We start from the raw sequence: 23762 nt of genomic DNA, 5'->3' as shown, positions 1-23762 counted from the left end.
TCTTCGGCGTGTCTCTTGGCGTCCGGCTGCAACGTACGTGTGTGACCGGTCGGGGCCCGGCAGTCGAGGAACGTCGCTGTGCCAACCGTGAGCAGGGGGAGGTGGATGTCCACGGGTGCCTCAGAACCCCTGGGCCACGGCCGCGGCGGCGCCCAGCCAGGCCCGCTGGGTGCCCGGGCGCAGGTCGTCGTAGCGGATGGTCCCGCGCACCAGGGCCGGGTCGTAGGGCACCCGGACCACGGCGCGCACCAGCGGGGTGAACCCCTCGGCGATGCGGGCGGCCTCGGCGCGGGCGCGCTTCAGGGCGTCCCCGCCCAGTCCGCGGGCGGCGTCGGTGGATTCGGAGACGATGACCACGGCGCCTCGGGCCAGGTCGGCGTCGTGGCCGCCGCGGGACTCGAGGGTCTGCAGGGTGAGCAGGGCGGCCTCGGCCCGGTCCTCCATCGCGGTGACCGGGACGACGAGCTGGTCGGTGTGGTCGATCATCCGCCGCCAGTTCGCCGAGCGGGCGGTGTTGCCCGAGTCCATGATGATCATCCGGTAGAACCGGGACGCGACCTGGTGGGCGATGTCGACTTCCTCGGCGGTGACCTCGTGGTCGCCCTCGTCGTTGCCGTCCGAGTGCAGCACGTCGTACTTGTCGGCCGGCTGGTGGTGGACGAAGTGGGCCAGGTCGGCGGTGGAGGTCTCGGGGGAGAGCAACCGGGTGGAAGAGTCCACCAGGTCCAGCACGGACGCGGTGTGCGGGCCTTGTTCGGTGCGCCAGCCCAGGGTGCCCTGGGACTCGTTGTTGTCCCAGGCCAGCACGGGCCCGCCCCCGTAGCGGGCGAGCACGGCCGCCAGCAGGGCGACGGTGGGGGTCTTGTTCGCCCCGCCCTTGCGGTTGACGACGGCCACGGTCCGGGGGCCGGGCCAGTGCTGGGAGACGGTGCGCACGTCCTCGCGTTCGGCCAGTTCCGCAGCGGAGGGTGGGACGGCCAGGCCGAGCCGGTTCAGGGCGGCCCGCCAGCCCTTCCCGGCCGGCTCGGTGGTCTGGTCCGGGACCAGGAAGGTGGTCTCGCGCAGGCTGGCCCGGGCCGGGAGGCTGGGCAGTTCCTCGGAGGATGTCTGGGGAGGTTCGGGCGCGCTGTTCCGGAGGTTGGGGATCGGGGTGCTCTCCTGGCGAGGCGGTGTGGGGGTCGTCTTCGCTGGGGTGGGCGGTGTGGTGATGATGGGTCGCGCGTTGTCTGTGGGCATTTCCTCCACGCTTCCGTTGACGTCGATGACGAGGGAGTATTCGCGGTCGCCCTCGGCGGCCCGGAGGGCTACCGGTCGGCCGTGTTGGATGGCCAGCTGGTGGGCCTGGTTGATGATGTGGCGTCGGGTTTGGGTGGAGTCGGTGCCGTCCACGGGGCGGGAGGTGCCGTTGATGGTGAGTTCACCGGTGCCGTCCTCCCGGATGATGGCCCGGAGCTTCGGCCATGCTGCTGGTTCGCTGGTCATGGGTCCCTCCTGGTGGTGTCAGCGTTGTGTGGGCAGGGTGACCCCGGCCTGGGTGAGGTAGGCCGCGGAGTCGAGGTTGCTGCCGCCGGCGGAGATCTCGAAGTGGGTGTGGCATCCGGTGGAGTTGCCTTCGTTGCCGACCAGGCCGATGACGTCGCCGCCTTTGACCTTCTGGCCGACGCGCACGCTGATGTCGGCCGGGCGCATGTGCCCGGCCCGGCTGATGAGGTTCCCGCCGTGGTCGATGGCGACCACGCCGCCGGTCATGTAGAAGGCCGGTCCGCCGGCGTGGATGACGACGCCGTCGTTGATGGCGTAGATCGGGGTGCCGCAGGCTGCGGCGAAGTCCGACCCGGGGTGGAACTTCTGCTCCTGGGTGAATGGGTCGGTTCGCCATCCGAAGGGACTGGAGATGTACCCGGTGGTCACCGGTGGGACCCAGCCGGCGGCGTTGACCGCGGCGGGGACCCCGGGCAGGGAGGTGCAGCTGCCGACGGTGTCCGAGACCAGTTCGATGCCGGCCTTGGCTCCGGAGAGGGCCTGGACGACCTGCACGGCGGCGGGCCAGTGGGCTTCGTAGTGGAAGGGGTCCTGGTTGGCCTGGACGCGGTGGGCGGCGAGGGTCGGGGCGAGGGTGTCCCGCTCGGGCACCTGGGCGAGGGCGCGGTAGAAGTTCGTGGCCGAGGCGGTGGGGTCCATGCGGTCGGCCAGGGTGCCCCAGGCCCCGTTGTCGCGTTGCTGGAACAGTCCGCGGGAGTCCGGTCCGGCGCCGTCACCGTGGTCCAGGACCCGGAGCCCGGATTCGCCCATGGCCGTCATCACGGCGATGGTCTGGTCCCGCACCCCCATGCCCAGGGCCGAGCCGGCTTGGACGATGGCGGCCGCGTTGGCCAGTTGCTCGGCGTCGTAGCCGGCGACCGGGGCGATGGCCCGGACCTCGGCTGAGGCCTGGACCGGCGCGGCGTCAGGGCCGGCCGGGTTGCAGGATGCCTGGCCGTCGTCGCTGATGAGCGTGAAGCCCAGCAGCCCCGTCAGTAGCACCACCGGCAGGCCGAGGGCCACGGCCAGTGTCGCGGTGTTTCCCCTCCGCTGGACACCGCTCAGTCCGCCCCGGGTGGGGTGAAGCGCTCCACCTGCCACGGCTGGTCGGCGGCTTCCCGGGAGAGCAGTACCGTCCAGGTTCCGTCGTTGGCCTGGAGGGACACCGTGGCCAGGTATGACGACGCCGTGCCGTCTACGTCCGGGGTGCCGGTTACTGTGGTGGCCGTGACGTTCGCCGGGTCTACGCCCTGGTAGGCGGTGCGGGCTTCGGGGGATAGGCGCGGGGAGAGTTCCTTCCACCACGTCTTCTTCTCCGTCTCCGGCCGTGCGAAGAGCGTCAGGGCCTGGCGGGCAGCCTCGGCCGCGTCCTTGCGGCTGGTGTCGTCCCAGCTGGGCTCGGTCACGGGGGATCGTGACTGGCTCGGGTTGTCCAGATCTGGGTAGGCCGTGGTCGGTGCGTGGGACAGCGTGTCCGGATCGGGCCGGGCAGCTGAGGCAGGACCCTGCGTCGAGGCAACGGCGGAGGCAGTGGTGGGGGATGAGGATGGGACTTCAGAGTCAGCGCCGGCGCGCTCTGCGTCACCGGAACTGCAGGCGGACGCCGTCAGGGCGGTGGCCGCGCACAGGGCTGCGCTCAGCGTCAGTCGGCGTCGTCCCCACTGACCTCGGGGCGCTGGTTGGAACCCTCCCACAGTTTCTCCTTGAGCTCGTCCCGGGGGATCAACCATGTCCCGCCCACTTTGTAGGCCGGGATGGTCGTGTCCCTGATCCACTTCGTCACCGTGCTGCGGGGCAGGCTCAGCAGGGCGCTGACTTGCTCCGTGTTCATCACCGCGGGTTGGTCGGCAAAGAGCCGGTCGAGACCTTCCCGACTCATCGCCGTGCCCACAGCCAGATGCATGACAGCACCCTAGCACCATACGAGCGATTTACAACTGATCTAGCGGATCTAGCCATTAGGAATACTTTCGCGTAGGTTGAGCATCGACGGGGGATCGAGTCTTCCCGAGGTTACCGACTGAGGGGGGCGTAACCATGCACCAGGTTCCGGAGACCACGTCCGAGAATCCCTGGCTCACGGCCTCGGCACCGGTTGAGGCCGAAGACGGCGACGTCGCGCCCGGCCAGGCGCCTCCGGAGGAGCCCATCGGCCCGAGGACGCCTCAAGGAGGTGTCATCGCTCCAGACCGGGTGGACCGCCTGCCCAGCCGCCCGACAGCCCCCGGCTCGAGGCTGGTGGTGGTCGGCGCCCACGGGGGAGCGGGGGAGTCCACCCTGGCCGGGCTGGACCCGCAGTGGAGGGCCGGCGGCCATGCCTGGCCCGAAGCCGCCGGGGCCGGCGCCGTGCCGGTCATCGTCGCCTGCCGGACCCACGCCCGAGGCCTGACCGCCGCCCGGCTGGCCGCCCAGCAGTGGGCCTCCGGTGCTGTGCCCTCCGTGCACCTGCTGGGCCTGGTCGCCATTGATGACGCCCCCGGCCGGCTGCCCAAGCCGCTGCGGGACCTGCTGAAGGTGGCCGCCGGCGGCTATCCGCGGCTGTGGCGGATCCCGTGGTCCGAAGCATGGCGGACCGGGACGGACGACCCCCTGGCCAGCGGGCCCCGCGAGGCCCGCCAGCTGCTGGGCACCCTCAACAACCTGACCACCCCCTAAGCCCCGTTCACGACCCCTACCCGGAGGACACCATGACCACCCTGCTTGCCACCATCACCTCGAACCTGCCCAACCCCCAGCCGATCCAGCCTCCCGGAACCGGAGACATCTCCACGGTCATGGGCTGGGTCATGTGGCTGGGCCTGGCCCTGTGCATCCTGGGCCTGGTCGTCGCCGGCGCCCTGATGGCCATCAACACCCAACGCGGGGACGGGGGCCAGCATGCCGGCCGCATCGGCATGGCCCTGGGCGGCGTGATCGTCATCGGCGCCGCCGGAGCCCTCATCGGCTTCCTGGCCAGCTAAGCCACAACCCACCAGACCAGCACTCCGAGCCAGGAAGGCCCTGCCATGACGGACAACCCCCCAGAGCGAAACCCCTTCACCCGGCCCGGATTCGTGGTCGCGGCAGCATTCATCGCCCTCATCGTCGTCGGCGCCATCGTCCTACTGGCCTCCGGCGCCCTGAACCGGCCCGCCAGCAGCCAGACACCAACCCCGCCTACAGCCACCCCCGCGGCCAGCCCGGAGGCTGAGCTGTCCGGCGGCGACAGCGTCTGCGGGCTCGACGGCGTGGCCACCACCGGAACCGCCGAGACCCCACCCCAGGTGGAGTGGACCACAGTGGGCAACTTCCCAGTGCCCGGAAGCGACAAGGTAGGACCAGGAGAGACCACCGAGGACGGCCTGCGCACGTGCTACCAGCGCACCCCCGAGGGCGCCCTCGTCGCCGCAGTCAATTATCTGGGAGCTGGAACCGACGCCCGGCTGGTTGGTCCTGTGAGCGAATACGCTCCGGCCGAGGGGCCAGGACGTAAAGCTGCTATCGAATCCGCTCGCGAACACTCCGGTGCGGGTTCAGTGCGTGCTCAAGTCGTCGGTTACCAGGTTCTCAATTACGACGGCACGGCGGCGAAGATTGATCTGGCGCTGCAAGCAGAAACTGGCAAGTACTCGAGCTTCGTCTACGACCTCATCTGGGAGGACGGTGACTGGAGAATTGTCCTCACCGATGAGGGGACGGCACCTACACAGCCTTCTCAGATCGTTGGTCTGGACCGCTACGTTCAGTGGGGCGCAGGATCGTGATTCCCTCCTCCGTGCACATCACGACCGCGCGCACGGACGCGGATGGGGACGGCACACCGGACTGTGAATGGCTGGACGTTGGCTGCGGTTTCGGGAACGCAGCCACGGAGGCTACGAACAACGCGGTGGATGGCCTGGCCGCCTCGGTGCTGGAAGGCCTGGTCGACACCGTCACGGACCTGGGGACCATGTGGGTCAGGGTTCCTACCGTCAATGTCACCGATGAACTGCCGGAGGGGGCCGATCCATCGCTGATGGCCGAGTCCCCCGATCTGGCCTCAGACGTCCCCGTCGCGGTTCCGGTCGAGGTGGCCGGAGAGGTCCAGATCGACGCCGTCCTGGGCTATGTCCAGTGGGGCGGCTTCGCCGTGGCCATCCTGGGCCTGCTGTTCTTGGGCGCCACCATGGCGCTCGAGGGCCGGCGCGGACAGGGAGGGATCGCTTCACTGGGCCGCATGGGCCTCGTCCTGGGTGGGACGATTCTCATCGCCGCCGCCGCGGCGATGACCGCGGCACTCATGGGCGACGGACCTGAAGGCGACGGATCACGTGCCGTGAACTTCCTGCATGCGCACCTGTGGTGGTACATCGCGGCCCTGGTAGGGGCATCCATCATCATCGGTGCCGTCAAGATGATCTGGGAGCAACGCGCCCAGCCCGGCCAGGACCTCGTGAAGTCACTGTTGAAGTTCATCGTCGTTTCCGGCTCTGGAATCACGGTGGCCGGCCTGCTGATCACGGCCTCCGATGAATTCTCCGTCTGGATCCTGAGCCGCTCCCTGGACTGTTCGGTGGCGACCAACGCGGCCTGTTTTGAGGACGGCGTCAAGTTGATCCTCGGGCTGACCGGGCAGAGCTACTGGAGTGGCCTCGGAGCGTTGCTGATCATCGTGATCGGCGTGGTCGCGGTCCTCATCGGGCTGTTCCAGATCATGCTCATGGTCGCCCGCTCCGCCCTGCTGGTCCTCGGCGTGGGGCTGCTGCCGGTCATGGCAGCAGCCACGAACACCCAGATGGGCCAGGCCTGGTTCAGCAAGGGCCTCAGTTGGCTAATCGCCTTCATCCTCTACAAGCCCACCGCGGCCATCATCTACGCCGTGGGCTTCCAGCTGGTGGGGTCCATGCTCGATGCCCAGAACAACAGGATCGACCTGTTCTCGGTCATTACCGGGGTCATGCTCCTGCTGTTGTCCATCGTCGCGTTGCCGCTGTTGATGCGGTTCACCGCGCCCATGGTCTCCGCGGCCAGTAGTGGCGGGGGCGGCGGCAGCGGCGCAGCCATGGCGGCCGCGGCCGCCCTCCCGACCGGGGCGGCCATGCTCGGCCGGGGCATGGGCGGCCGCGGTTCCGGAAGCGCGGGCTCGATGGCCCCGTCCGGGGCCGGCACCACCGGCAGCCGATCCTCCGGGGCCGGAGGGTCCTCCGGCGTCTCCCCGGCCTCGCCCGGTGGCGGACCGCGGGGCGGGGGATCCTCCGGCCCCCGCCCGGCACCCGTGCCGGCCGGGGTGGGTGCCGGAGCCACCGGCACCGCCCACCAGAGCGGTGCAGCGGGCCCGGCCGCCACCGCGGGTGCGCCCGGCACTGCGGCCAGCGCCGCACCGGCCGGCGGCGCGGCCTCCAACGGGGCAGCCAGTGGTGGCGCGGCGGCCTCTAGCGGGGCCGCCGGCGGCCCGGCGGGCATGGCCATTGCTGGGGCCGTGGCCCAGGGAGCACAAAAAGCCAAAGAAGCGGTCGAAACGGTCGCCAATGACGCGGTAGGGGAGGGCCCCAGTGGCAGCAGCAAGTGAAGCACCCAGGACCTACGGAAACTGGCGCCGACCGACCTCCGCCGGGTTGGCCGGGCTGGGGTCGATCGGCACCGCGATCCTGCTGGGCGGCTTGGTGATCGTGATCCTGATCCTGGCCATGGGCAACACCCTGCGGGCTGTGCTTGCCGCCGGCATCCTCGGCGTCGTGCTGCTGCTGCTAGTGGTCCGGGACGGACACGGCCGCTCCGCCCTAGACCGGATCACCAGCCGCCTGGCCTGGTGGCGGCACCGCTCCAGCGGCTCCCACCTGTACCGATCCGGCCCGCTGGGCCGCACCGCCTGGGGCACCCACCAGCTGCCCGGACTGGCCGCCCCGTCCACCCTGACCGAACACCTGGACAGCTACGCCCGCCCCTTCGCCCTGATCGAGGTGCCCCGGACCGGGCACTTCACCGTGGTGCTGGCCGCCGAACCCGAGGGCGCTGCCCTAGTCGACACCCACCAGGTCGACACCTGGGTGGCCGACTGGGGCCACTGGCTGGCCAGCATCGGGGACGAACCCAGCATCGAGGCGGTGTCGGTGACCATTGAGACCGCCCCTGACTCCGGGGCCCGCCTGCGGCGGGAGGTCGAGACGAACCTGACCGACGACGCCCCCGAGTTCGCCCGGCAGATGCTCCGGGAGGCCGAGGCCACCTATCCGGCCGGGTCCTCCTCCACGAAGGCCTACATCGCCCTGACCTTCAAGGCCGCCCCCCGGCGCGGTGCGGCCAAGCGCAGCGCGGCCGACATGGGCGTGGAGCTGGCCGCCCGCCTGCCGGCGATCACCCACGCCCTGGCGGCGACCGGGGCCGGCACGACCCGGCTGCTGTCCGCCCAACAGCTGTGCGAGGTGCTCCGCGTGGCCTACGACCCGGCCGCAGCCACGCTGATCGACGATGCCCACGCCGAGGGCGTGGTCCCGGAGATGGACTGGTCCGAGGTCGGGCCCTCCGGGACCGAGGCGGCCTGGGACTGGTACCGGCACGATTCGGCCCTGTCCATGACGTGGGCCATGACCGTCGCCCCCCGCGGGTCGGTCCAGTCCGGGGTGCTGGGCCGGTTGCTGGCCCCCACGGAGGTCATCGACCGCAAGCGGGTCACCCTGCTGTACCGGCCGATTGACCGGGCGACCTCGGCTCGGCTCGTGGAGACGGACCTGAAGAACGCCGAGTTCCGCCAGACGGCCTCGAAGAAACCCTCCGCCCGGGACAGCATCGCCGTCCGCCAGGCCGCGGCCACCGCCCAGGAGGAGGCCGCGGGCGCTTCCCTGCTGAACTTCGGGCTGCTGGTGACCGCCACCGTCACCGACCCGTCCCGACGCCGGGATGTCATCGCCGCCGTCGACGGGCTCGGCGCCAGCGCCCGGCTGAGCCTGCGCCTGGTGCACGGGGCCCAAGACTCCGCCTTCGCCGCGGCCCTGCCCCTGGGCCTGGTCCTGGGCAAGCACCTGGCCGTCCCGACCGAACTGAGGGAGAAGCTCTGATGGCCCGCCCCAGAAGCAAGGCAACAAAGACAACAAAGACAAGCGTTGAGCCCGTCCAGAACGCCGCTGACCGCGTCCGCCGTCCGGGTCCGCGCGGCTGGTTTGGTCGCGGCGGCGGGGCGATGAACGTGCTCGAGCCGGCGGTGGAGTTCCGCGGCACCTCCACCCAGGTCTGCGGGCTGTGGCCGTTCTCCACCGGGTCCGGCACCCCGATGACCGGGGTCCCGCTGGGCCGGCACCTGCAGACCGCGGCCACCGTGTGCTGTGACCCGGTGTCCTGGTTCCAGCGCGCCAAGCTCATCCCCAACCCCTCGGCCCTGGTATTGGGCCGGCCCGGGCTGGGCAAGTCCACCGTGGCCCGGCGCTGGGCCGTGGGGCTGGCCGGCTACGGGGTGCTGCCCATGGTCCTCGGAGACGTCAAGGGCGAGCACATCGACATGATCCGGGCCCTGGGCGGGCAGGTCAACGAGATCGGCCGGGACCGCGGGGCCATCAACGTCATGGACCCCGGGGAGGCCACGACCGCCGCCGGCCGGCTCACCGGTCCCGCCCGGGAGCGGTTGCTGTCCGCGGCACGGGCCCGCCGGCTCACCGTGCTGGACGGGCTGCTGACCATCGTGCGCAAGTCCCCGCCCACCGACCGCGAACAGGCCATCCTGGACCGCTGCCTGCGGGTCCTGGATGAGCGCCACGAGGGCGTGCCCGTGCTGGCGGATCTGCTCGCCGTCATCCAGAACCCCCCGGAGGACGTCCGCAACGTCGCCCTGGACCGCGGGGACATGACCCGCTACCAGCAGATCACCGACCAGCTCGAGGCCTCCCTGATCGGTCTGGTCTCCGGCGGCCGGTTCGGGCAGACCTTCGGCCGACCCACCACCGAACCCATCGCCCGGGACCGGCCCTTCCTCTACGACATCTCCTCGATCGACGAGGGCGACCGGGACATGCAGGCCGCCGCCCTGCTGGCCTGCTGGTCCGCGGGCTTCGGGTCCATCGAGGTCGCCCGGGCCCTGTCCGATGCCGGCCTGGAACCCCAGCGGAACTACTTCATCGTCCTGGACGAGCTCTGGCTGGCCCTGCGCTCCGGGCGCGGCATGGTGGACCGGGTGGACGCCCTGACCCGCCTGAACCGGCAGAAGGGCGTGGGCATGGTCATGCTCTCCCACACCGTCTCCGACCTGCTCTCCCTCTCCCACGCCGAGGACGTGGAGAAGGCCCGCGGCTTCGTCGAGCGCGCCGGCATGGTCGTCTGCGGCGGCTTGCCCGAACACGAGACCCAGCGCCTCTCCGGCCAGCTGCGCTTCTCCACCCTCGAGCGCGAGCTCGTCGCCGGCTGGCAGAGCCCGCCCAGCTGGGACCCGGCCACCGACCGCGAGGCCCAGCCCCCGGGCGTGGGCCGGTTCCTCATCAAGGCCGGGGGACGCCCGGGCATCCCGGTGGACGTCCAGCTCACCGCCACCGAACGGCACATCCACGACACCAACAAGGCCTGGCACGCCCACACCCGCCTAGACCGACAGCCCGCGCCCCTCACCGAGGAGACCCCGGCATGAGCACCCCGAACAACCGGCGCCGCGATCCCGGCGGTCTCGGCGCGGAGACCATCCTGATCTGGATTGGAGTCGTGTCCATCACCGCCGTCGTCGGGTCCATCTACGCCGCGATGGTCCTAGGCCACGCGTTCGCCGGCACGGGCGTGGCCCTGCCGCGCGATCCCTTCACGATGGTGTTCGGCCTGCTGGGCGGGGATCTGCCCTGGCCGGGGGCCGCCGGCTGGTGGGTCCTGGCGGCGGTGGCCTTCCTCGTGGTGGTCCTGGCCGCGGTGGTCTGCTGGGTGGTCCTGCGGTGGGGGGCCTCCCGCAGCCGGGTCGACCGGGCCGCGGCCTACATGGGCACCGGCCGTGACGTTCAGGCCCTGACCCGCAAGAGTGCCCAGGCCTCCGCCCGGCGCCTCGGCGTCGATGCCTGCCCCGGAGTGCCCATCGGCCGGGCCGTGAGCAGCGGCCAGGTGCTCTACGGGTCCTGGGAGGACATGCACATCGACATCTGGGGCCCCCGCACCGGCAAGACGACCTCCCGCGCCGTTCCGGCCATCCTCGAGGCCCCCGGCTCGGTACTGGTGACCTCCAACAAGCGCGACGTCGTGGACGCCACCCGCGACGTGCGAGCCACGAGCGGGCCCGTCTGGGTCTTCGACCCGCAGTCCATCGCCCTGGAGGAGCCCACCTGGTGGTGGAACCCCCTGTCCTACGTGACCGATGAGGTCAAGGCCGCGAAGCTGGCCGAGCACTTCGCCGCCGGCTCCCGCGACCCGGGCGCCCGCACCGACGCCTACTTCGACCCCGCCGGCCAAGACCTACTGGCCGGGCTGCTGCTCGCCGCGGCCCTGGACCACCGGGCCATCACCGACGTCTACATCTGGCTGACCCGCCCCACCGACGACACCGCCGTGGAAATTCTGCGCGAGGCCGGCTTCACGCTTACCGCCGACCAGCTCGCCGGGGTCATCGACGCCCCCGAGAAGCAACGCGGCGGCGTCTACGGCACCGCCCAGCAGATGGCCTCCTGCTTGACCAACCGGCAGGTCGCCGCCTGGGTAACCCCCCGCGGGGCCGCAGACTCCCGCCCGCACTTCGACCCGGTGAACTTCGTCCGCCATGGCGGCACTCTCTATTCGCTGTCCAAGGAGGGCCGCGGTACCGCCGGTCCCCTGGTAACCGCGTTGACCGTGGCCGTCGTCGAGGCCGCCGAGGACCTGGCCGCCCGCTCGCCCAAGGGACGCCTGGCCACGCCCATGGTCTGCGTGCTCGACGAGGCGGCCAACGTGTGCCGGTGGCGGGAGCTGCCCAACCTCTACAGCCATTACGGCTCCCGCGGGATCATCATCATGACGATCCTGCAGTCCTGGTCCCAAGGGGTGGAGGTCTGGGGCGAGTCCGGGATGAAGAAGCTCTGGTCCGCGGCGAACGTGAAGGTCTACGGCGGCGGCGTCTCCGAAGCCTCCTTCCTCGAGGACCTCTCCCGCACCATCGGCGACTACGACCGACTCTCCTCCTCCACGTCTCATGGGCGCGGACAGCGCACCGTCTCCCAGCAACTCCAGCGCGAACGCATCCTCGATGTGGCCGACCTCGCCGCCCTGCCCAAGAGCCGGGCCGTGGTGCTCGCCTCCGGCAACCGCCCCACCCTGATCCGCACCCAGCCCTGGTACACCGGCCCGCACGCCGACGCCGTGAAGGCGTCCATCGCTGCGCACGACCCGCAGGCTGATCAGACGATCGGCGAGGCCGAGGATGAACAGCAAACCGTGGAGGTTAGCAACCGGACCAGGGGGGCCTCGTGAGCGACTGGGGCGAAGAAGACTTCGACGGCATCCCAGCCCAGCCCAGCGACCCGGAGCCGACTGAGCCTCCGGCCGAAGAACCGACGCTGTACTACGGGTCGGTGGATGAGTTCGTGCGCGAGTACCTGCGCCACGTCTACCGACGGGCGGTTAACGGGCGCAGCCGCGTCTGGGCGGCCCGCTGGTGGGAGTATGACGAAGCGGTGATCCGCCTCGAGGGGCTCTGGCGCGCCTGGGAACACCTGCGCCTGGACCCGGCCACCGGGATGAGCGTGTGGTTCCGCGACCACGCCGACCCGCACATGGCCGTGCTCATGGACCCCGACGGACCCTTTGCGGCCGCCGACCCCAACACCGAGACCAACCACGCCCGCAAGGGCGAACCACTGCCCTACCAAGCCGCGCCCGAGGGCCTGTTCCCCGACGTCCGCGAGAGCAGCAGTGCATCAGCGTCAGCCCTCTGACACCACCGCTCGATGCGCGACGATGGCTAGCTCTCTATCCCTCGTATGGTGTGCTCTACGGGCGCCAAACCCATATTTGAAGACCGTGGAGTGTGATGATGAACGATCCCAAGGCCGTTGACACCTTGCTCGAAGGCCAGCCTGAGCTGCTGACCACCGACGAGATCTGCACACTCATGCGGGTGAGTCAGGGGACCGTGCTGCGGTGGATGAAGGACCAGGGGCTGCCCGTGATTACAGTCGGGCCGAGGGTGCGCCGCGTCCAGCTCTCTCACTTCCGTGAGTGGTTGCTCCAAGCCGACGAGATCAACGATTAAGTGTTGAGCACCTGCGAAGGAGTCACCCCACGGTCTCGGTGAGGAACTGAACCGGTCGGGACACCGGTCGTGGACGCGGGTGGGAGCGATGAGGCCCCGTGTCCACCCCTGTCTAAGATTTGCCTTCACAACAGTGTCCAAGTGCCGGTTTGGGACCCACTTTGACGGCGTACTTTCGCTGGCTCTACAGGTGTAAGAGAAGGCATAGCCGGTTGGACACTTCCGTGGGCGATCGGAGTAGATCGGTCGACGGCCCGCAGTGGCAGTTGGGCCGACGGTGAGGGTCCGCGGTCGCTTCAGCCCTTCAGCATGTCGGCATCGTCGTGGATTAACCGGCGAGCCTGTTCGGTCTATGGCAGCGGAGCTGCATGCTGCTGGAGCGGAGTATGGCGATTTTGATATAGCGGTATCCCGGCAGCGATGCTGCCGGGATACCGCTAGTCGCAACCTGCGCCGCCCTCAAGGAAAAGGCGGTTACCGGGTCTCACCTTCCTTGGCGAGGACGTAGTCGTAGACGACCTCTTCGCCCTCGCCACCGTCGGTGCGAGGCTTGGGATCGAGCATCAACTCTGGCTTGACCGCCGAGGCGATGTCGTCCTCGTTGTGCGGGTCCCCGGGGAAGTACAGCTGCTGGGTGACCAACTGGTAGCCCGGGGCGGAGACCTTGATGTGGATGTGCGCCGGACGCCAGGCATGCCACCCGGCGGCGGCGATCAACTGCCCACAGGCCCCGTCGGTGGGGATCTGGTACGGGGCCGGGCGCTTGGTGTGGATTTCGAAGTAGCCGTTCTCGTCGGCCTTCACGGTGCCCCGGAACAGCCATTCCGGCAGCTCCGGGGCGTACTGGGAGTAGAACCCGTGGGCGTCGGCGTGCCAGATCTCCACCTGGGCGTCGCGGATGGGGTTGCCGTCCGTGTCGGTGAACCGACCCCTGAAGAGCAGCGGGGTGCCCGGTTCGTCCTCCCGCATTTCCAGGGTCGCCGGGGTGTTCAGCTCCGGGGCGTTGGGCACGTAGTACGGTCCTTCGATGGTGCCGACGGTTCCGGGGCGCTGCTGGGAGTTGACGTCCTCGATGGTGTGTTCCAGCCATACGTCCAGGAACAGTGGCCATTCCCCGTCCTCGCCGACCTTGATCAGCCAGGCCTTGAGGGCGTTGTACTCCTCGTAGGTGACCTGGTGTCTGCGGGCGATCTCGTTGATGGCCCCGATGGCCTCGCCGGCGAGCAGGCTCACTCGCTCCTTGGGCACGTCCAGCGTCGCCAGCTTGCCCGAGGCGGTGAACCGTTCGGTGGCCTTGGTGCCGGCCTCGGCCGCGGTGCCTTCGTTCTCCTTGCGCGTTGCCGCGTGGATCTGGGTCATGGTGTTCTCCACATTCCTCGTTGAACAGTAGATCTCGGGTGCAGTTGCTCCGGGGCGTCAGTGCCGTGGGGTGAGCGTCCATCGCCCGGCGCCCCTGTGGGGGCTGGTATACCTCCGGTCAGGGGGCGCTGCAAGACCCGAGAAGCCCTGAGAGCACCCCCTGACGATGGGGCAGCCGTCTATTACTGGAGTCGTTTCCGCGGTCGGCTTGGCGGCCCCGGAGGACTTGGTCGACGATGGGGCTGGCGCGGTCGCGTCAGCGGCGGAGGTAGGCATTGACGTCGTCGGAGTTGAACAGGTCCGGGACGGTCCAGCCGTCGAGGTCGTACTCGCCCATGCACTGCTCGACCATGCCGTTCATGGACTCGGTGGTGCCGTTGTGCATGGCGTTCATGAGCATCTCGACCCGCACGTTCTCGTGGTTGCCGGAGTAGTTGCGCTCGTACAGCTCGTGGCGGCCACCGAACTCGGTGCCGATCGCGTCCCACAGCAGCTTCATGAGCTTGACCCGGTCCACCGCCTCGATGCCGTTGGAGCCGCGCACGTACTTGTCCAGGTAGGGACGGATCTGGGCGTTCTTGAAGTCCTGGGCGCCGGAGGGCAGGTAGATCAGCCCGGAGGCCACGTCTTGTTCGATGATCTCCTTGATCCGCGGGTAGCCCTGGGCCATGAACATTCGGTACGCCAGCCCGTAGTCCATCTTCGGCAGCACGGAGCCGTTGGGTCCGGCGTCTGGGTTGAGCATCATCGCATCGGCCAGGGCCCAGAACAGGTTGCGCCAGCCGATGACCTCCCCGGCCCGGGCCTGCACGCCGCGGAAGTCCTGGGTGCCGGCGATCTCCAGGGCCTTGAGCAGCAGTCCGGCGATGAAGTCCAGCTTCACCGCCAGGCGGATGCAGCCCTGGAAAGTAAAGCGCTGGATGAACCCAGTCTGGGGCATGAACCCGTTGATCTGCTCCGGGTCCCCGTAGGCGAAGATGTTCTCCCACGGGACCTCGACCTTGTCGAAGATGAACACCGCGTCGTTCTCGTCCATCCGCGAGGACAGCGGGTAGTCATAGGGCGTGCCCGTCACGGCGGCGTTCTGGGAGTACGAGGCCCGGGAGATGAGCTTGATGCCTGGAGCATCCATCGGCACGGTGCAGATCAGTGCGTACTCGGGCTTCTTGATCGGCAGCCCGTAGTGAGAGATGAAGTTGAAGTTGGTGATCGCCGACCCGGTGGCCACCACCTTGGCCCCGGAGACGACCACGCCGTTGTCGGTCTCCTTCTCCACCTTCATGAACACGTCCTTGACCTCATCCGGCGGCAAATGACGGTCCACCGGCGGGTTGATGATCGCGTGGTTCCAGTACAGCACCTTCTCCTGAGACTCCCGGTACCAGCGCAGGGCGTTCTCCTGGTAGGGGGAGTAGAACTCCGGCATGGAGCCCAGGGTGCCCAAGAATGCGGCCTTGTAGTCGGGGGAGCGGCCCAGCCAGCCGTAGGTCATCCGGGCCCAGGTCTCGATCGCGGTGCGGGACTCGCGCAGGTCGTCCACGGACTTCGGGACCTTGAAGAAGGGGTGGGTCTTGCCGCCGGACCCGGTGTCGGTGTCGGTGAGCAGCTGGTCGGCGGTGTCGGGGTTGTGGAAGCCGTCGTAGAGGCGGGCGACCATCCGGATGGAGTTGCGGAACGCCGGGTGGGTGGTGACGTCCTCGACGCGTTCGCCGTGCAGGTAGACCTCGCGGCCGTCCTTGAGGGAGGCGATGTACTCGTCCCCGGTCATGGGCAGCTTCGGATTCGCCGGCTCGGTCCGCTCGGACATGGACTGCGGGTGGGCTTCGGTGGTGGTCATGGCGACCGTCCTTTCAGGTGTTGATCGGAATCAGCGGGTAAAGGCGATGTTGCAAGGGGTAAGGGACCAGGCAAGGGCGCCGGGCATGAACGGCAGAGTGGCTCGGATCAGAACGACGCAAACGAGGTGGAACCTTCGAACCAGCCGTGGGCGATGGAGTCCCCGGAGGCCTCCCAGGGGGCGCCCCCGTGGAGAGTGCCGGCGTGGTGGAACTTGCCGGAGATGAACAGCAGCGGGTCGACGTCGTTGACCTCCAGGGCGATGACTTCACCGATGACGATCAGGTGGTCCCCGCCGTCGTAGACGCGCCACGGCTTGCATTCGATGGTTGCGGCGTTGCCCTCCAGCACGGGGATCTCACCCTCGCAGCGCCACTTCACCGGCTCTTTCGACGGCTTGCCGGCGAAGTTCAGGCAGGTGGCCAGTTGGTCCTCGGCCATGATGTTGATCGCGAATGGGGCGTCCTGCAGGTACTGGGAGGCCTTGTTGCCGCGAATCAGCGTCACCTGGGCCAGCGGCGGATCCAGCGAGACCGCCGTGAACGCGTTGACCGTGGCCCCGTGCGGTTTGCCGTCGGGGGCCTGGCAGGTCACCACCGTCACCCCGGTGGCGAACTTGCCGAATGCCTTACGCAGACTGCGAGATTCGATCGGTGAGGGGGCCTGCTGCGGAGTTACTGCCTCAGCCATGACGTCGTTCTCCTCATGCATTTCTCGTGGACACAGAGATGGGGAATGTTGGGTCCGCTGCCGGGCCGTCGGTGTACGCAGTTGGCTGCGTAGCGTCGGCTCGGACATCCAGTGAGCGTTGCCGGCCCGCCCGTCCTCGCCCACGCAAGATGGGGTCAGATAGATCAGTTGGCGCGCCCGCGGGGAAGGCCGTGGCCGTCGTGGCGGACGCAGTATGCTGCTCGCTTAAGCGGGGTAGGCCTGAGTCCGTATCGCGCCGGCACTGTGGTACTGCCATACCCGAAAGTGTTGTAAATCACATTCGGCGCGCCTAGGCCGTGTCCCACAGAGGCAAAACCGCGTCCTTCACAGGCCAACTTGATATTCGCCCGGATCAGATTGAGAGCCTGGACCACTCAATATCGGCCTGCATACTCGCAGCCCGCTGCAACTCCGAGGGCGTGACACCAGTGCGCTCCTTGAAGCGTCGAGTGAAATGAGATGGTGAGGTAAACCCGCATCGCCGGGCGATCTCGGCAATGGACGCATCGGGGTCCGAAGCCAACCAGGCCTCTGCCGCCTGCAGCCGACGCGCCAGTAGATGCTCGGCAAAGCTTTGTCCTCGCGCGGCGAACAAGCGGGCCAGTTGCCGCTCACTCACTCCGGCTGCAGCAGCCACCTGCTCGCGATCCAGGGAGGCTTCGGCGAAACGATGCTCGATTTCTTTCACCGCACGCCGGTACGCAGACTCGCGGTCGGTGCCGACGGCCCGGGTCACGAGTTGCTCTATCAGGGCGAAGGCGTCCTGCTCCACTGAGCACAGGTCTTGCTCTGGTCGGCGCAGGGCCGAGTCGATGAACGCGGCCAAGCTGGTTGCGGCCGGGTCCGGCCCCGGCGTCCCGGGGCCGGGGGCGAACTCAAACACCACCGGCTCTTTCAGGGGCCTGCCGTGAGACAAGCGGAAGTACTCCTGATGGGGAATCGTTAGGACAAGCTCGCGCACACCGTAGGAGAACCCCCGCACGAACGGCAGATCAGCGTCGTAGAGCACTGCTTGACCAGCCTTGAGCGTGATCATGCCTGTGGAGTGATAAAAGAACGCCTCCCCGCCCAGCGCGAAGAAAATCGCCACATCTCCCGTGGGGTGAGCGGCAATAAGCCGCTCGGAACGCTCGACGATCTGTGATGAGCCCTTCACGGTGGCGAACCGCAAAGCCGGGAAGTACAGGTTGATCTCCTGAGCGACCAAGGGGCGATCCTCCAGCGTGCGGATATCCAGGCCGATGAGCGCCTTGGCATTGTGCGCCTCCCAGTGCTCGATGCGGTGACTGGCGGGAATCCGAGCCGTCGAAAAGCTCAGAAGGCCCGTCCGGGGCCCACCACCCTGAGACTGGTCCACCGCATCACTCCTCAAGCTTCAACGTGACGTGCATCACGTGAATATATCGCAGGTCGGAATGGGGCCACCTGATAGCCGGAGCTACTCAAACTCCCGGATGCGCTGACGCAGGTGGTGGCAGCTGGGGATTGCGAGGCCGACCTCCGATCGCTCGAACCCATACTTTTCGCGGTGAGGTTGCTCCATGAGGAGGATTCTGAGGCGGGCCATAGGCCATGGACCGGGGCGCGAAGAGTGAGGGTGTCTTCTTCCCGCCATGGGGTTGAACACTTCTGAGGGACTGGGTGTCCAGCCCTGACACTCGGGGGCGCGGGACGGCAAGCCAGCAGATCGGCCTTCGATCACCACGGGGGTGCAGATGCTGGATCGCTAGACTGAGACACCATGCCTTACGAGCATCTGGGTCAGGCGACCGCGCGGGTTCTGCGCTTCAGTACCCGTGGCATCTCCCCGGCCAGCCGGGTGCGGCTGTGGGAGGATCACAATGCCCGCGCCTTGATCTCCCTGGACATCCGGACCATTGAGGACTCTCCATTGCACGCGGGGGAGACTAATCTGCACTTGCCGTCGCTGAAGATGGCCAGCGTGGCCGGAACGCCGCAGATCGTGGAGCGGTCGGAGTCCTTCATCCGGGAGAACCCTACTGACGTTGTCGCCGTCTTCTTTGCACTCGAGGGCGAGGCCTTCTTCTTCCACCACGGTGGGCACATCGTGCTGCGGCCGGGCCAGGCGATTGTGTACGACGCCGACCGGCCCTTCGTCCGAGGGTTCTCCCACGGGTTCCGGGAAATGGTGCTGACCATTCCACGCCCCCTGTATGCCGAGCTGATGGGAGCCTCCGGGCCGGCGCTGCCCACGGTCTTCGACTTCGAGGTCGGCGCAGGGCCCAGTGAACGGGCCCTGGCCCGGTTGTTACAGTCCACCCTCGCCACCATTGCCGCACCCACACCCGACCCCTCCTCGCGTGCCGAGGCGGCCTCGTCCGGCGCCGGACCATCCCTCACCGATCCGCGTCCTGATCTGGCCGGGGCTGAGGACGATGCCATGGGCCTGTTGCGGGTGATCCTGGCCGCCCCGGGGGGAAGCGCAACGGGGTACGTGGCCGCTGCCAAGGACCACATCGAACGAAACCTGCGCGATTCGGGACTGACGACAGCGCAGGTGGCTGCCGCGATCGGGATCAGCGAACGCCAGCTCGGAAGGATGTTCGCCGAGGCCGACACCACGGTCGGCCGGTACATTCTGGGGCGCCGACTGGACCGAGCCCGGGATGCCCTCTCGGCGCCGGAGTGCGGTCGACTGAGCGTGGCCGAGATCGCTGCGCAGTTCGGCTTCGCCTCGCAGAGTCACTTCGGTCGGGTCTTCCGCCAGCGCTTCGGCCTCACCCCCTTGCAGTGGCGCAAGGAAGCCCGGCGCGGCCACCTATTGAGCTGACCACCCGGGATGAGGTATCCATCGTGTTTTCGTCCGGCGACGACGCATTTTCAACTACGTCCGCCAGTCCTGTGATTCGAGGCACAGCCTGGATGTGATGTGGGGAACATGGAGGGAACGGGGCCGCCGGAACGGGAACCGGCCTTGGCCCCTCATCCACCCCCCCCCGGCGGCGGCACTGCAGGCCGCTCATGATCACCAGGAGTTCGACATGCCTGTCTTCAACGATGGACTTTCGGCCACGGAGGCGCCCCAGGGCACCGACGTAGTCACCACCGATGTCCTGATCGTCGGTTCCGGCCCTGCCGGGAGTTCGGCGGCGTTGTTCCTCTCCACCCATGGGGTGGACAACATCATGATCACCAAGTACCGGTGGACCGCCAATACCCCGCGGGCCCACATCACCAACCAGCGAACCATGGAGATCCTGCGCGATGCGGGCATCGAGGACCAGGTCCTGGCCGAAGCCACCCCGCATGCGCTGATGGGGGACACCGTGTACTGCGAGTCCGTGGCCGGCGAGGAGATCGGCCGCCGCCCCACCTGGGGATTCCGCCCGGACCGGCGGGCCGACTACGAGCTGGCCTCCCCGGCGATGCCCTGCGACATCCCGCAGACCCTCCTGGAGCCGATCCTGGTCAAGAACGCCACGAAGCGCGGGACTCAGACGCAGTTCTCCACCGAGTACCTCTCCCACACCCAGGACGCCGACGGGGTGAGCGTGCGGGTGCGCAACCGGCTCTCCGGCCACGAGTACACCATCCGGGCCAAATACCTGATCGGGGCCGATGGTGCCCGCTCCAAGATCGCCGAGGACATCGACACCCCCTTCGAGGGAAGCATGGACATCGGCGGGTCGATGAACATCACCTTCACCGCCGACCTGTCCCACCTGGCCGAGCACCGGCCCTCCATCCTCTACTGGGTGTTCCACCCCGGGTCCAACATCGGCGGCATCGGGGCCGGCCTAGTGCGCTGCGTCCGACCCTGGAAGGAATGGCTGGTGGTGTGGGGCTATGACATCAACGGCCCGGCACCGGAACTGGACCAGGAGGAGGCCAAGCGCATCGTGCGGAACCTGGTGGGCATCCCGGACCTGGAGATGGAGATCACCGGCTACTCGCTGTGGGGTAACAACGAGCAGTGGGCGACCCACCTGCAGAAGGACCGGGTGTTCATCGCCGGTGACGCCGCCCACCGCCACCCGCCGAGCCACGGCCTGGGCTCCAACACCTCGATCCAGGACGCGTACAACCTGTCCTGGAAACTGGCCGCCGTCCTCAAGGGCCAGGCCGACCCGAGCCTGTTGGAGACCTATTCCACGGAACGCGCGCCGGTCGCCAAGCAGATCGTGGCCCGCGCCAACGGCTCCAGCCGGGAGTACAAGCCGATCTTCGAGGCCCTGGGGGTGGCGGAGGCGACCACCGAGGAGGAGTTCGTCGAGAAGCTCCAGTTGCGCAAGGAGCCCACGGCCGAGGGCGCGGCGCGCCGTAAGGCCCTGCGTGCGGCCCTGGACAACAAGGACTACGAGTTCAATGCCCAGGGCACCGAGATCGGCCAGTTTTACGAGTCCTCGGCCGTGGTGTCTGACGGCGGCGCACGGCCCCCGCTGACTGAGGACCCCCTGCTGCATCACCAGAAGTCCACCTTCCCGGGACTGCGACTGCCGCATGCCTGGATCGGGGACCCGTTCAACAAGTACTCCACCCATGACATCGCCGCCGGGACGGGCTTCACCGTCTTCACCGGGATCACCGGGCGTGCCTGGGCCGAAGCGGCCGAACGCCTAGCCGCCGAGCTGGGCGTCCCGCTCAAGGCCGTGGTCATCGGCGAGGGCCTGGAGGTGCAAGACCTGTACGGTGACTGGCTGCGCCAGCGCGAGGTGGACGAGGACGGCGTGATCCTGGTCCGCCCGGACAAGCACATCGCCTGGCGCTCTCACCAAATGGTCCAGGACCCGGAAGCGGCCCTGCGCGCCGTGCTCTGCTCGATCCTCGGGCGCGGGGTGGCAGAGGAGGGGAACCTGACGGAGCAGGACCTGGCCTCGTTGGCAGCATCCACCGTGACCGGCTGAGTTTCATCCAAGCGAAGACAAGCGGCGGCCCGAACTCCACAGGTTCGGGCCGCCGCCCACGTTGCCACCCATCCGTCTCGACCTCCGCTGGCACCACCTGAAAGGCCTCCCATTCCAATGTCCATGACCTTTGAGCACACCACCTTGGGCCAGCGCGTGCTGTTCGGCACCGGACAGGCCGCCGAGCACCTGACCGCCGAACTGGACCGGCTTGGCGCCACCCGCCCGATGGTCATCGCCGGCGAACGAGTCCAGGCCGAGGCCTGGAGCGCGACGGCCGGCATCACTGCCGCCCTGTGGTGGGACGAGGTCGTCATGCACGTCCCGGTCGAGGTCGCCGAAAAGGCCCGGACCGCGGCCACCGAGGCGTCCGTGGACGTCGTCGTGTCTATCGGCGGGGGCTCCACCACCGGCCTGGCCAAGGCGATCGCGCTGACCACCGGGATCCCCGTGGTCGCCGTGCCCACCACTTACGCCGGCTCCGAGGCCACCAACGTGTGGGGGCTGACCGAGGACCGCACCAAGACCACCGGCGTAGACGACAAGGTGCTGCCGGTCACCGTGGTCTACGACGCCGAACTGTCCAAGACCCTGCCCCTGGGGATGTCGGTGACCTCCGGGCTGAACGGGATGGCGCACTGCGTGGACTCCCTCTGGGCCCCGCGCACCGACCCGATCAACCAGGCCCTGGCCCTGGAGGGCGCCCGCGCGCTGGCGCTGTCCCTGCGCGGGATCGTGGCCGACCCCGATGACATGGACGCCCGCGAACAGGCCCTCTACGGCTGCTACCTGGCCGCGGTGTCCTTCGCCGGGGCCGGCTCCGGGCTGCACCACAAGATCTGCCACGTGCTCGGCGGGACCTTCGACCTGCCGCACGCCCAGACCCACGCCACCGTGCTGCCCTACGTGCTGGAGTTCAACGCCCCGGCCGTGCCCGAACTGGCCGGCCGGCTGGCCACCGCCCTCGGCGGCGAAACCTCCGCGGGCGACCCGGCCGGCGCGGCGGTGACCGCCTTGCGCGAGCTCTACACGGCGGTCCAGGCCCCCTGTCGGCTGGCCGACTACGGGTTCACCGCCGACGGCATTCCCGAGGCCGTGGAGCGCATCGTGGCCGCGGCCCCGGCCTCCCACCCGGTGCCCGTCACCGAGCAGAACATCACCGACCTGCTCACCGCGGCCCTGACCGGGGACCGGGCCACCGTCGCCGCCTGAACGGACCACACACCAAAGACCACGCGAACACGAGAGGACGAGCAGATCATGACCGACACCATCAACGACCAGAACCAGGCACCGGACCACGCGCTGACCCCGGACCAAGCGGCCGAACAGGCCCGCCGGGAGGAGGAACTGATCCAGCGGGTACTGGACTCCTTCGAGTCCACCCCCGATGCCCGGCTGAAGGAACTGATGCAGTCCCTGGTCAAGCACCTGCACGCCTTCATCCGGGAGGTGCGCCTCACCGAGGCCGAGTGGGACCAGGCCATCGAGTTCCTCACCGCGGTCGGGCACATCACCGATGACCGGCGCCAGGAGTTCGTGCTGCTCTCGGACGTGCTGGGCGCCTCGATGCAGACCATCGCGGTGAACAACCTCGCCGCCGGGAATGCCACCGAGGCCACCGTGTTCGGCCCGTTCTTCGTGGACGACGCCCCCGAGATCCAGCATGGTGAAGACATCTCCGGTGGGGCCCACGGCCAGCCCAGCTGGATCGAGGGCACCGTGACCAACATCCACGGCGAGCCGATCGACGGCGCCCGGATCGAGGTCTGGGAGGCCGACGAGGACGGCTTCTACGACGTGCAGTACGACGACCAGCGGGTCGCCGGCCGGGCGTTCCTGCGCTCCGGGGCCGACGGCGAGTACGCGTTCTGGGGGCTGACCCCCACCCCGTACCCGATCCCGCACGACGGGCCGGTGGGGAAGATGCTCGAGGCCACGAACCGCTCCCCGGTCCGGGCCGCGCACCTGCACTTCATGGTCACCGCCCCCGGCTACCGCACCCTGGTCACCCACATCTTCGTCGAGGGTGACCCCCAACTGCAGATCGGCGACTCGGTGTTCGGCGTCAAGGACTCCCTCATCAAGCGCTTCGAAGAACAGCCCACCGGCACCCCCACCCCCAACGGCCGCGACCTGGACAACCAGACCTGGACCAAGGCCCGCTTCGACATCGTCCTCGCCGAGGACACCCACCCACAGGCCTGATCGGCATCGTCCCCTCATGAGCGTGATAGGCCACACGAGATTCCGCGCGAACCTTCTCCTCCGGGAACCACTGGAGCAAGGCCCCCGATTCACTGTCCATGCAGGTGGCAGGAGTAGACAAA

21 protein-coding genes are annotated in these 23762 nt (G+C 68.7%); 13 read left to right on the top strand and 8 right to left on the bottom strand.

All coding sequences use genetic code 11. The features are described 5' to 3' along the window. Positions 1-120: 120 nt before the first annotated feature. The 4 genes from E7744_RS15435 to E7744_RS15420 all read right to left on the bottom strand — a co-directional run bounded on the left by E7744_RS15435 (position 121) and on the right by E7744_RS15420 (position 3424). Complete coding sequence (locus E7744_RS15435) at positions 121-1482, bottom strand: chromosome partitioning protein ParA (RefSeq protein WP_137775236.1); 1362 nt, start codon at positions 1480-1482, stop codon at positions 121-123. 18 nt (positions 1483-1500) lie between these two features. Continuing rightward, positions 1501-2544, bottom strand: a complete 1044-nt coding sequence (locus E7744_RS15430) for a M23 family metallopeptidase (protein ID WP_246858725.1) — start codon at positions 2542-2544, stop codon at positions 1501-1503. A gap of 38 nt (positions 2545-2582) precedes the next feature. Continuing rightward, positions 2583-2927, bottom strand: coding sequence for a hypothetical protein (locus tag E7744_RS15425; RefSeq protein WP_137775235.1), 345 nt, complete (start codon positions 2925-2927; stop codon positions 2583-2585). Between the two features lie 236 nt (positions 2928-3163). After that, complete coding sequence (locus E7744_RS15420; protein WP_137775234.1) at positions 3164-3424, bottom strand: helix-turn-helix domain-containing protein; 261 nt, start codon at positions 3422-3424, stop codon at positions 3164-3166. 290 nt (positions 3425-3714) lie between these two features. Here E7744_RS15420 and E7744_RS15415 point away from each other — a divergent pair, with 290 nt between their 5' ends. The 9 genes from E7744_RS15415 to E7744_RS15375 all read left to right on the top strand — a co-directional run bounded on the left by E7744_RS15415 (position 3715) and on the right by E7744_RS15375 (position 12661). Next, a complete protein-coding gene (locus E7744_RS15415) occupies positions 3715-4176 on the top strand; it encodes a DUF6668 family protein (protein ID WP_137775233.1) in 462 nt (153 codons plus the stop codon). 32 nt (positions 4177-4208) lie between these two features. Beyond that, complete coding sequence (locus E7744_RS15410) at positions 4209-4481, top strand: hypothetical protein (protein WP_137775232.1); 273 nt, start codon at positions 4209-4211, stop codon at positions 4479-4481. A 45-nt stretch (positions 4482-4526) separates the two neighbouring features. After that, positions 4527-5264 (top strand): hypothetical protein, encoded by a 738-nt coding sequence (locus E7744_RS15405; protein WP_137775231.1) that lies wholly within the window; start codon positions 4527-4529, stop codon positions 5262-5264. 11 nt (positions 5265-5275) lie between these two features. Further along, positions 5276-7051, top strand: a complete 1776-nt coding sequence (locus E7744_RS15400) for a hypothetical protein (protein WP_138424648.1) — start codon at positions 5276-5278, stop codon at positions 7049-7051. Continuing rightward, on the top strand, positions 7035-8537 hold the full coding sequence (locus E7744_RS15395) for an SCO6880 family protein (RefSeq protein ID WP_210417244.1): 1503 nt from the start codon (positions 7035-7037) through the stop codon (positions 8535-8537). Before E7744_RS15400 ends, E7744_RS15395 begins: the two co-directional genes overlap by 17 nt. Positions 8538-8659: 122 nt before the next feature. Continuing rightward, positions 8660-10090 (top strand): ATP/GTP-binding protein, encoded by a 1431-nt coding sequence (locus tag E7744_RS15390; RefSeq protein WP_371415414.1) that lies wholly within the window; start codon positions 8660-8662, stop codon positions 10088-10090. Next, positions 10087-11880, top strand: a complete 1794-nt coding sequence (locus tag E7744_RS15385; RefSeq protein WP_137775227.1) for a type IV secretory system conjugative DNA transfer family protein — start codon at positions 10087-10089, stop codon at positions 11878-11880. The genes E7744_RS15390 and E7744_RS15385 overlap by 4 nt, the downstream gene beginning before the upstream one ends. Next, complete coding sequence (locus E7744_RS15380; protein ID WP_137775226.1) at positions 11877-12344, top strand: DUF4913 domain-containing protein; 468 nt, start codon at positions 11877-11879, stop codon at positions 12342-12344. Before E7744_RS15385 ends, E7744_RS15380 begins: the two co-directional genes overlap by 4 nt. A 98-nt stretch (positions 12345-12442) precedes the next feature. Continuing rightward, positions 12443-12661: a helix-turn-helix domain-containing protein gene (locus E7744_RS15375; protein ID WP_210417243.1), complete on the top strand. Its 219-nt coding sequence runs from the start codon at positions 12443-12445 to the stop codon at positions 12659-12661. Positions 12662-13135: 474 nt separating this feature from the next. Here E7744_RS15375 and catA read toward each other — a convergent pair whose 3' ends face one another. The 4 genes from catA to E7744_RS15355 all read right to left on the bottom strand — a co-directional run bounded on the left by catA (position 13136) and on the right by E7744_RS15355 (position 17924). Further along, a complete protein-coding gene (gene catA, locus E7744_RS15370; protein WP_137775224.1) occupies positions 13136-14020 on the bottom strand; it encodes a catechol 1,2-dioxygenase in 885 nt (294 codons plus the stop codon). A 256-nt stretch (positions 14021-14276) separates the two neighbouring features. After that, on the bottom strand, positions 14277-15857 hold the full coding sequence (locus E7744_RS15365) for a 4-hydroxyphenylacetate 3-hydroxylase N-terminal domain-containing protein (RefSeq protein WP_137775223.1): 1581 nt from the start codon (positions 15855-15857) through the stop codon (positions 14277-14279). A 107-nt stretch (positions 15858-15964) separates the two neighbouring features. Continuing rightward, on the bottom strand, positions 15965-16546 hold the full coding sequence (locus E7744_RS15360; protein WP_137775222.1) for a flavin reductase family protein: 582 nt from the start codon (positions 16544-16546) through the stop codon (positions 15965-15967). A gap of 373 nt (positions 16547-16919) precedes the next feature. Continuing rightward, complete coding sequence (locus E7744_RS15355; protein WP_168199883.1) at positions 16920-17924, bottom strand: AraC family transcriptional regulator; 1005 nt, start codon at positions 17922-17924, stop codon at positions 16920-16922. Positions 17925-18308: 384 nt separating this feature from the next. Here E7744_RS15355 and E7744_RS15350 point away from each other — a divergent pair, with 384 nt between their 5' ends. The 4 genes from E7744_RS15350 (at position 18309) to E7744_RS15335 (ending at position 23640) form a co-directional block, all read left to right on the top strand. Continuing rightward, entirely contained in the window at positions 18309-19358 is a 1050-nt protein-coding gene (locus tag E7744_RS15350) for a helix-turn-helix domain-containing protein (RefSeq protein ID WP_137775220.1), read from the top strand. Positions 19359-19569: 211 nt separating this feature from the next. Continuing rightward, the gene (locus E7744_RS15345; RefSeq protein ID WP_137775219.1) at positions 19570-21432 is read left to right on the top strand and encodes an FAD-dependent monooxygenase; all 1863 of its coding nucleotides are present in this window, start codon (positions 19570-19572) and stop codon (positions 21430-21432) included. A gap of 117 nt (positions 21433-21549) precedes the next feature. Further along, the gene (locus tag E7744_RS15340) at positions 21550-22644 is read left to right on the top strand and encodes a maleylacetate reductase (RefSeq protein ID WP_137775218.1); all 1095 of its coding nucleotides are present in this window, start codon (positions 21550-21552) and stop codon (positions 22642-22644) included. 48 nt (positions 22645-22692) lie between these two features. Then, on the top strand, positions 22693-23640 hold the full coding sequence (locus E7744_RS15335) for a dioxygenase (protein ID WP_137775217.1): 948 nt from the start codon (positions 22693-22695) through the stop codon (positions 23638-23640). The last annotated feature ends 122 nt before the right edge of the window (positions 23641-23762 follow it).

Source organism: Citricoccus sp. SGAir0253 (genome assembly GCF_005877055.1).
GTDB lineage: Bacteria > Actinomycetota > Actinomycetes > Actinomycetales > Micrococcaceae > Citricoccus.
The sequence above is the reverse complement of the archived record's forward strand: the minus strand, read 5'-3'. Positions and strand labels throughout refer to the sequence as shown.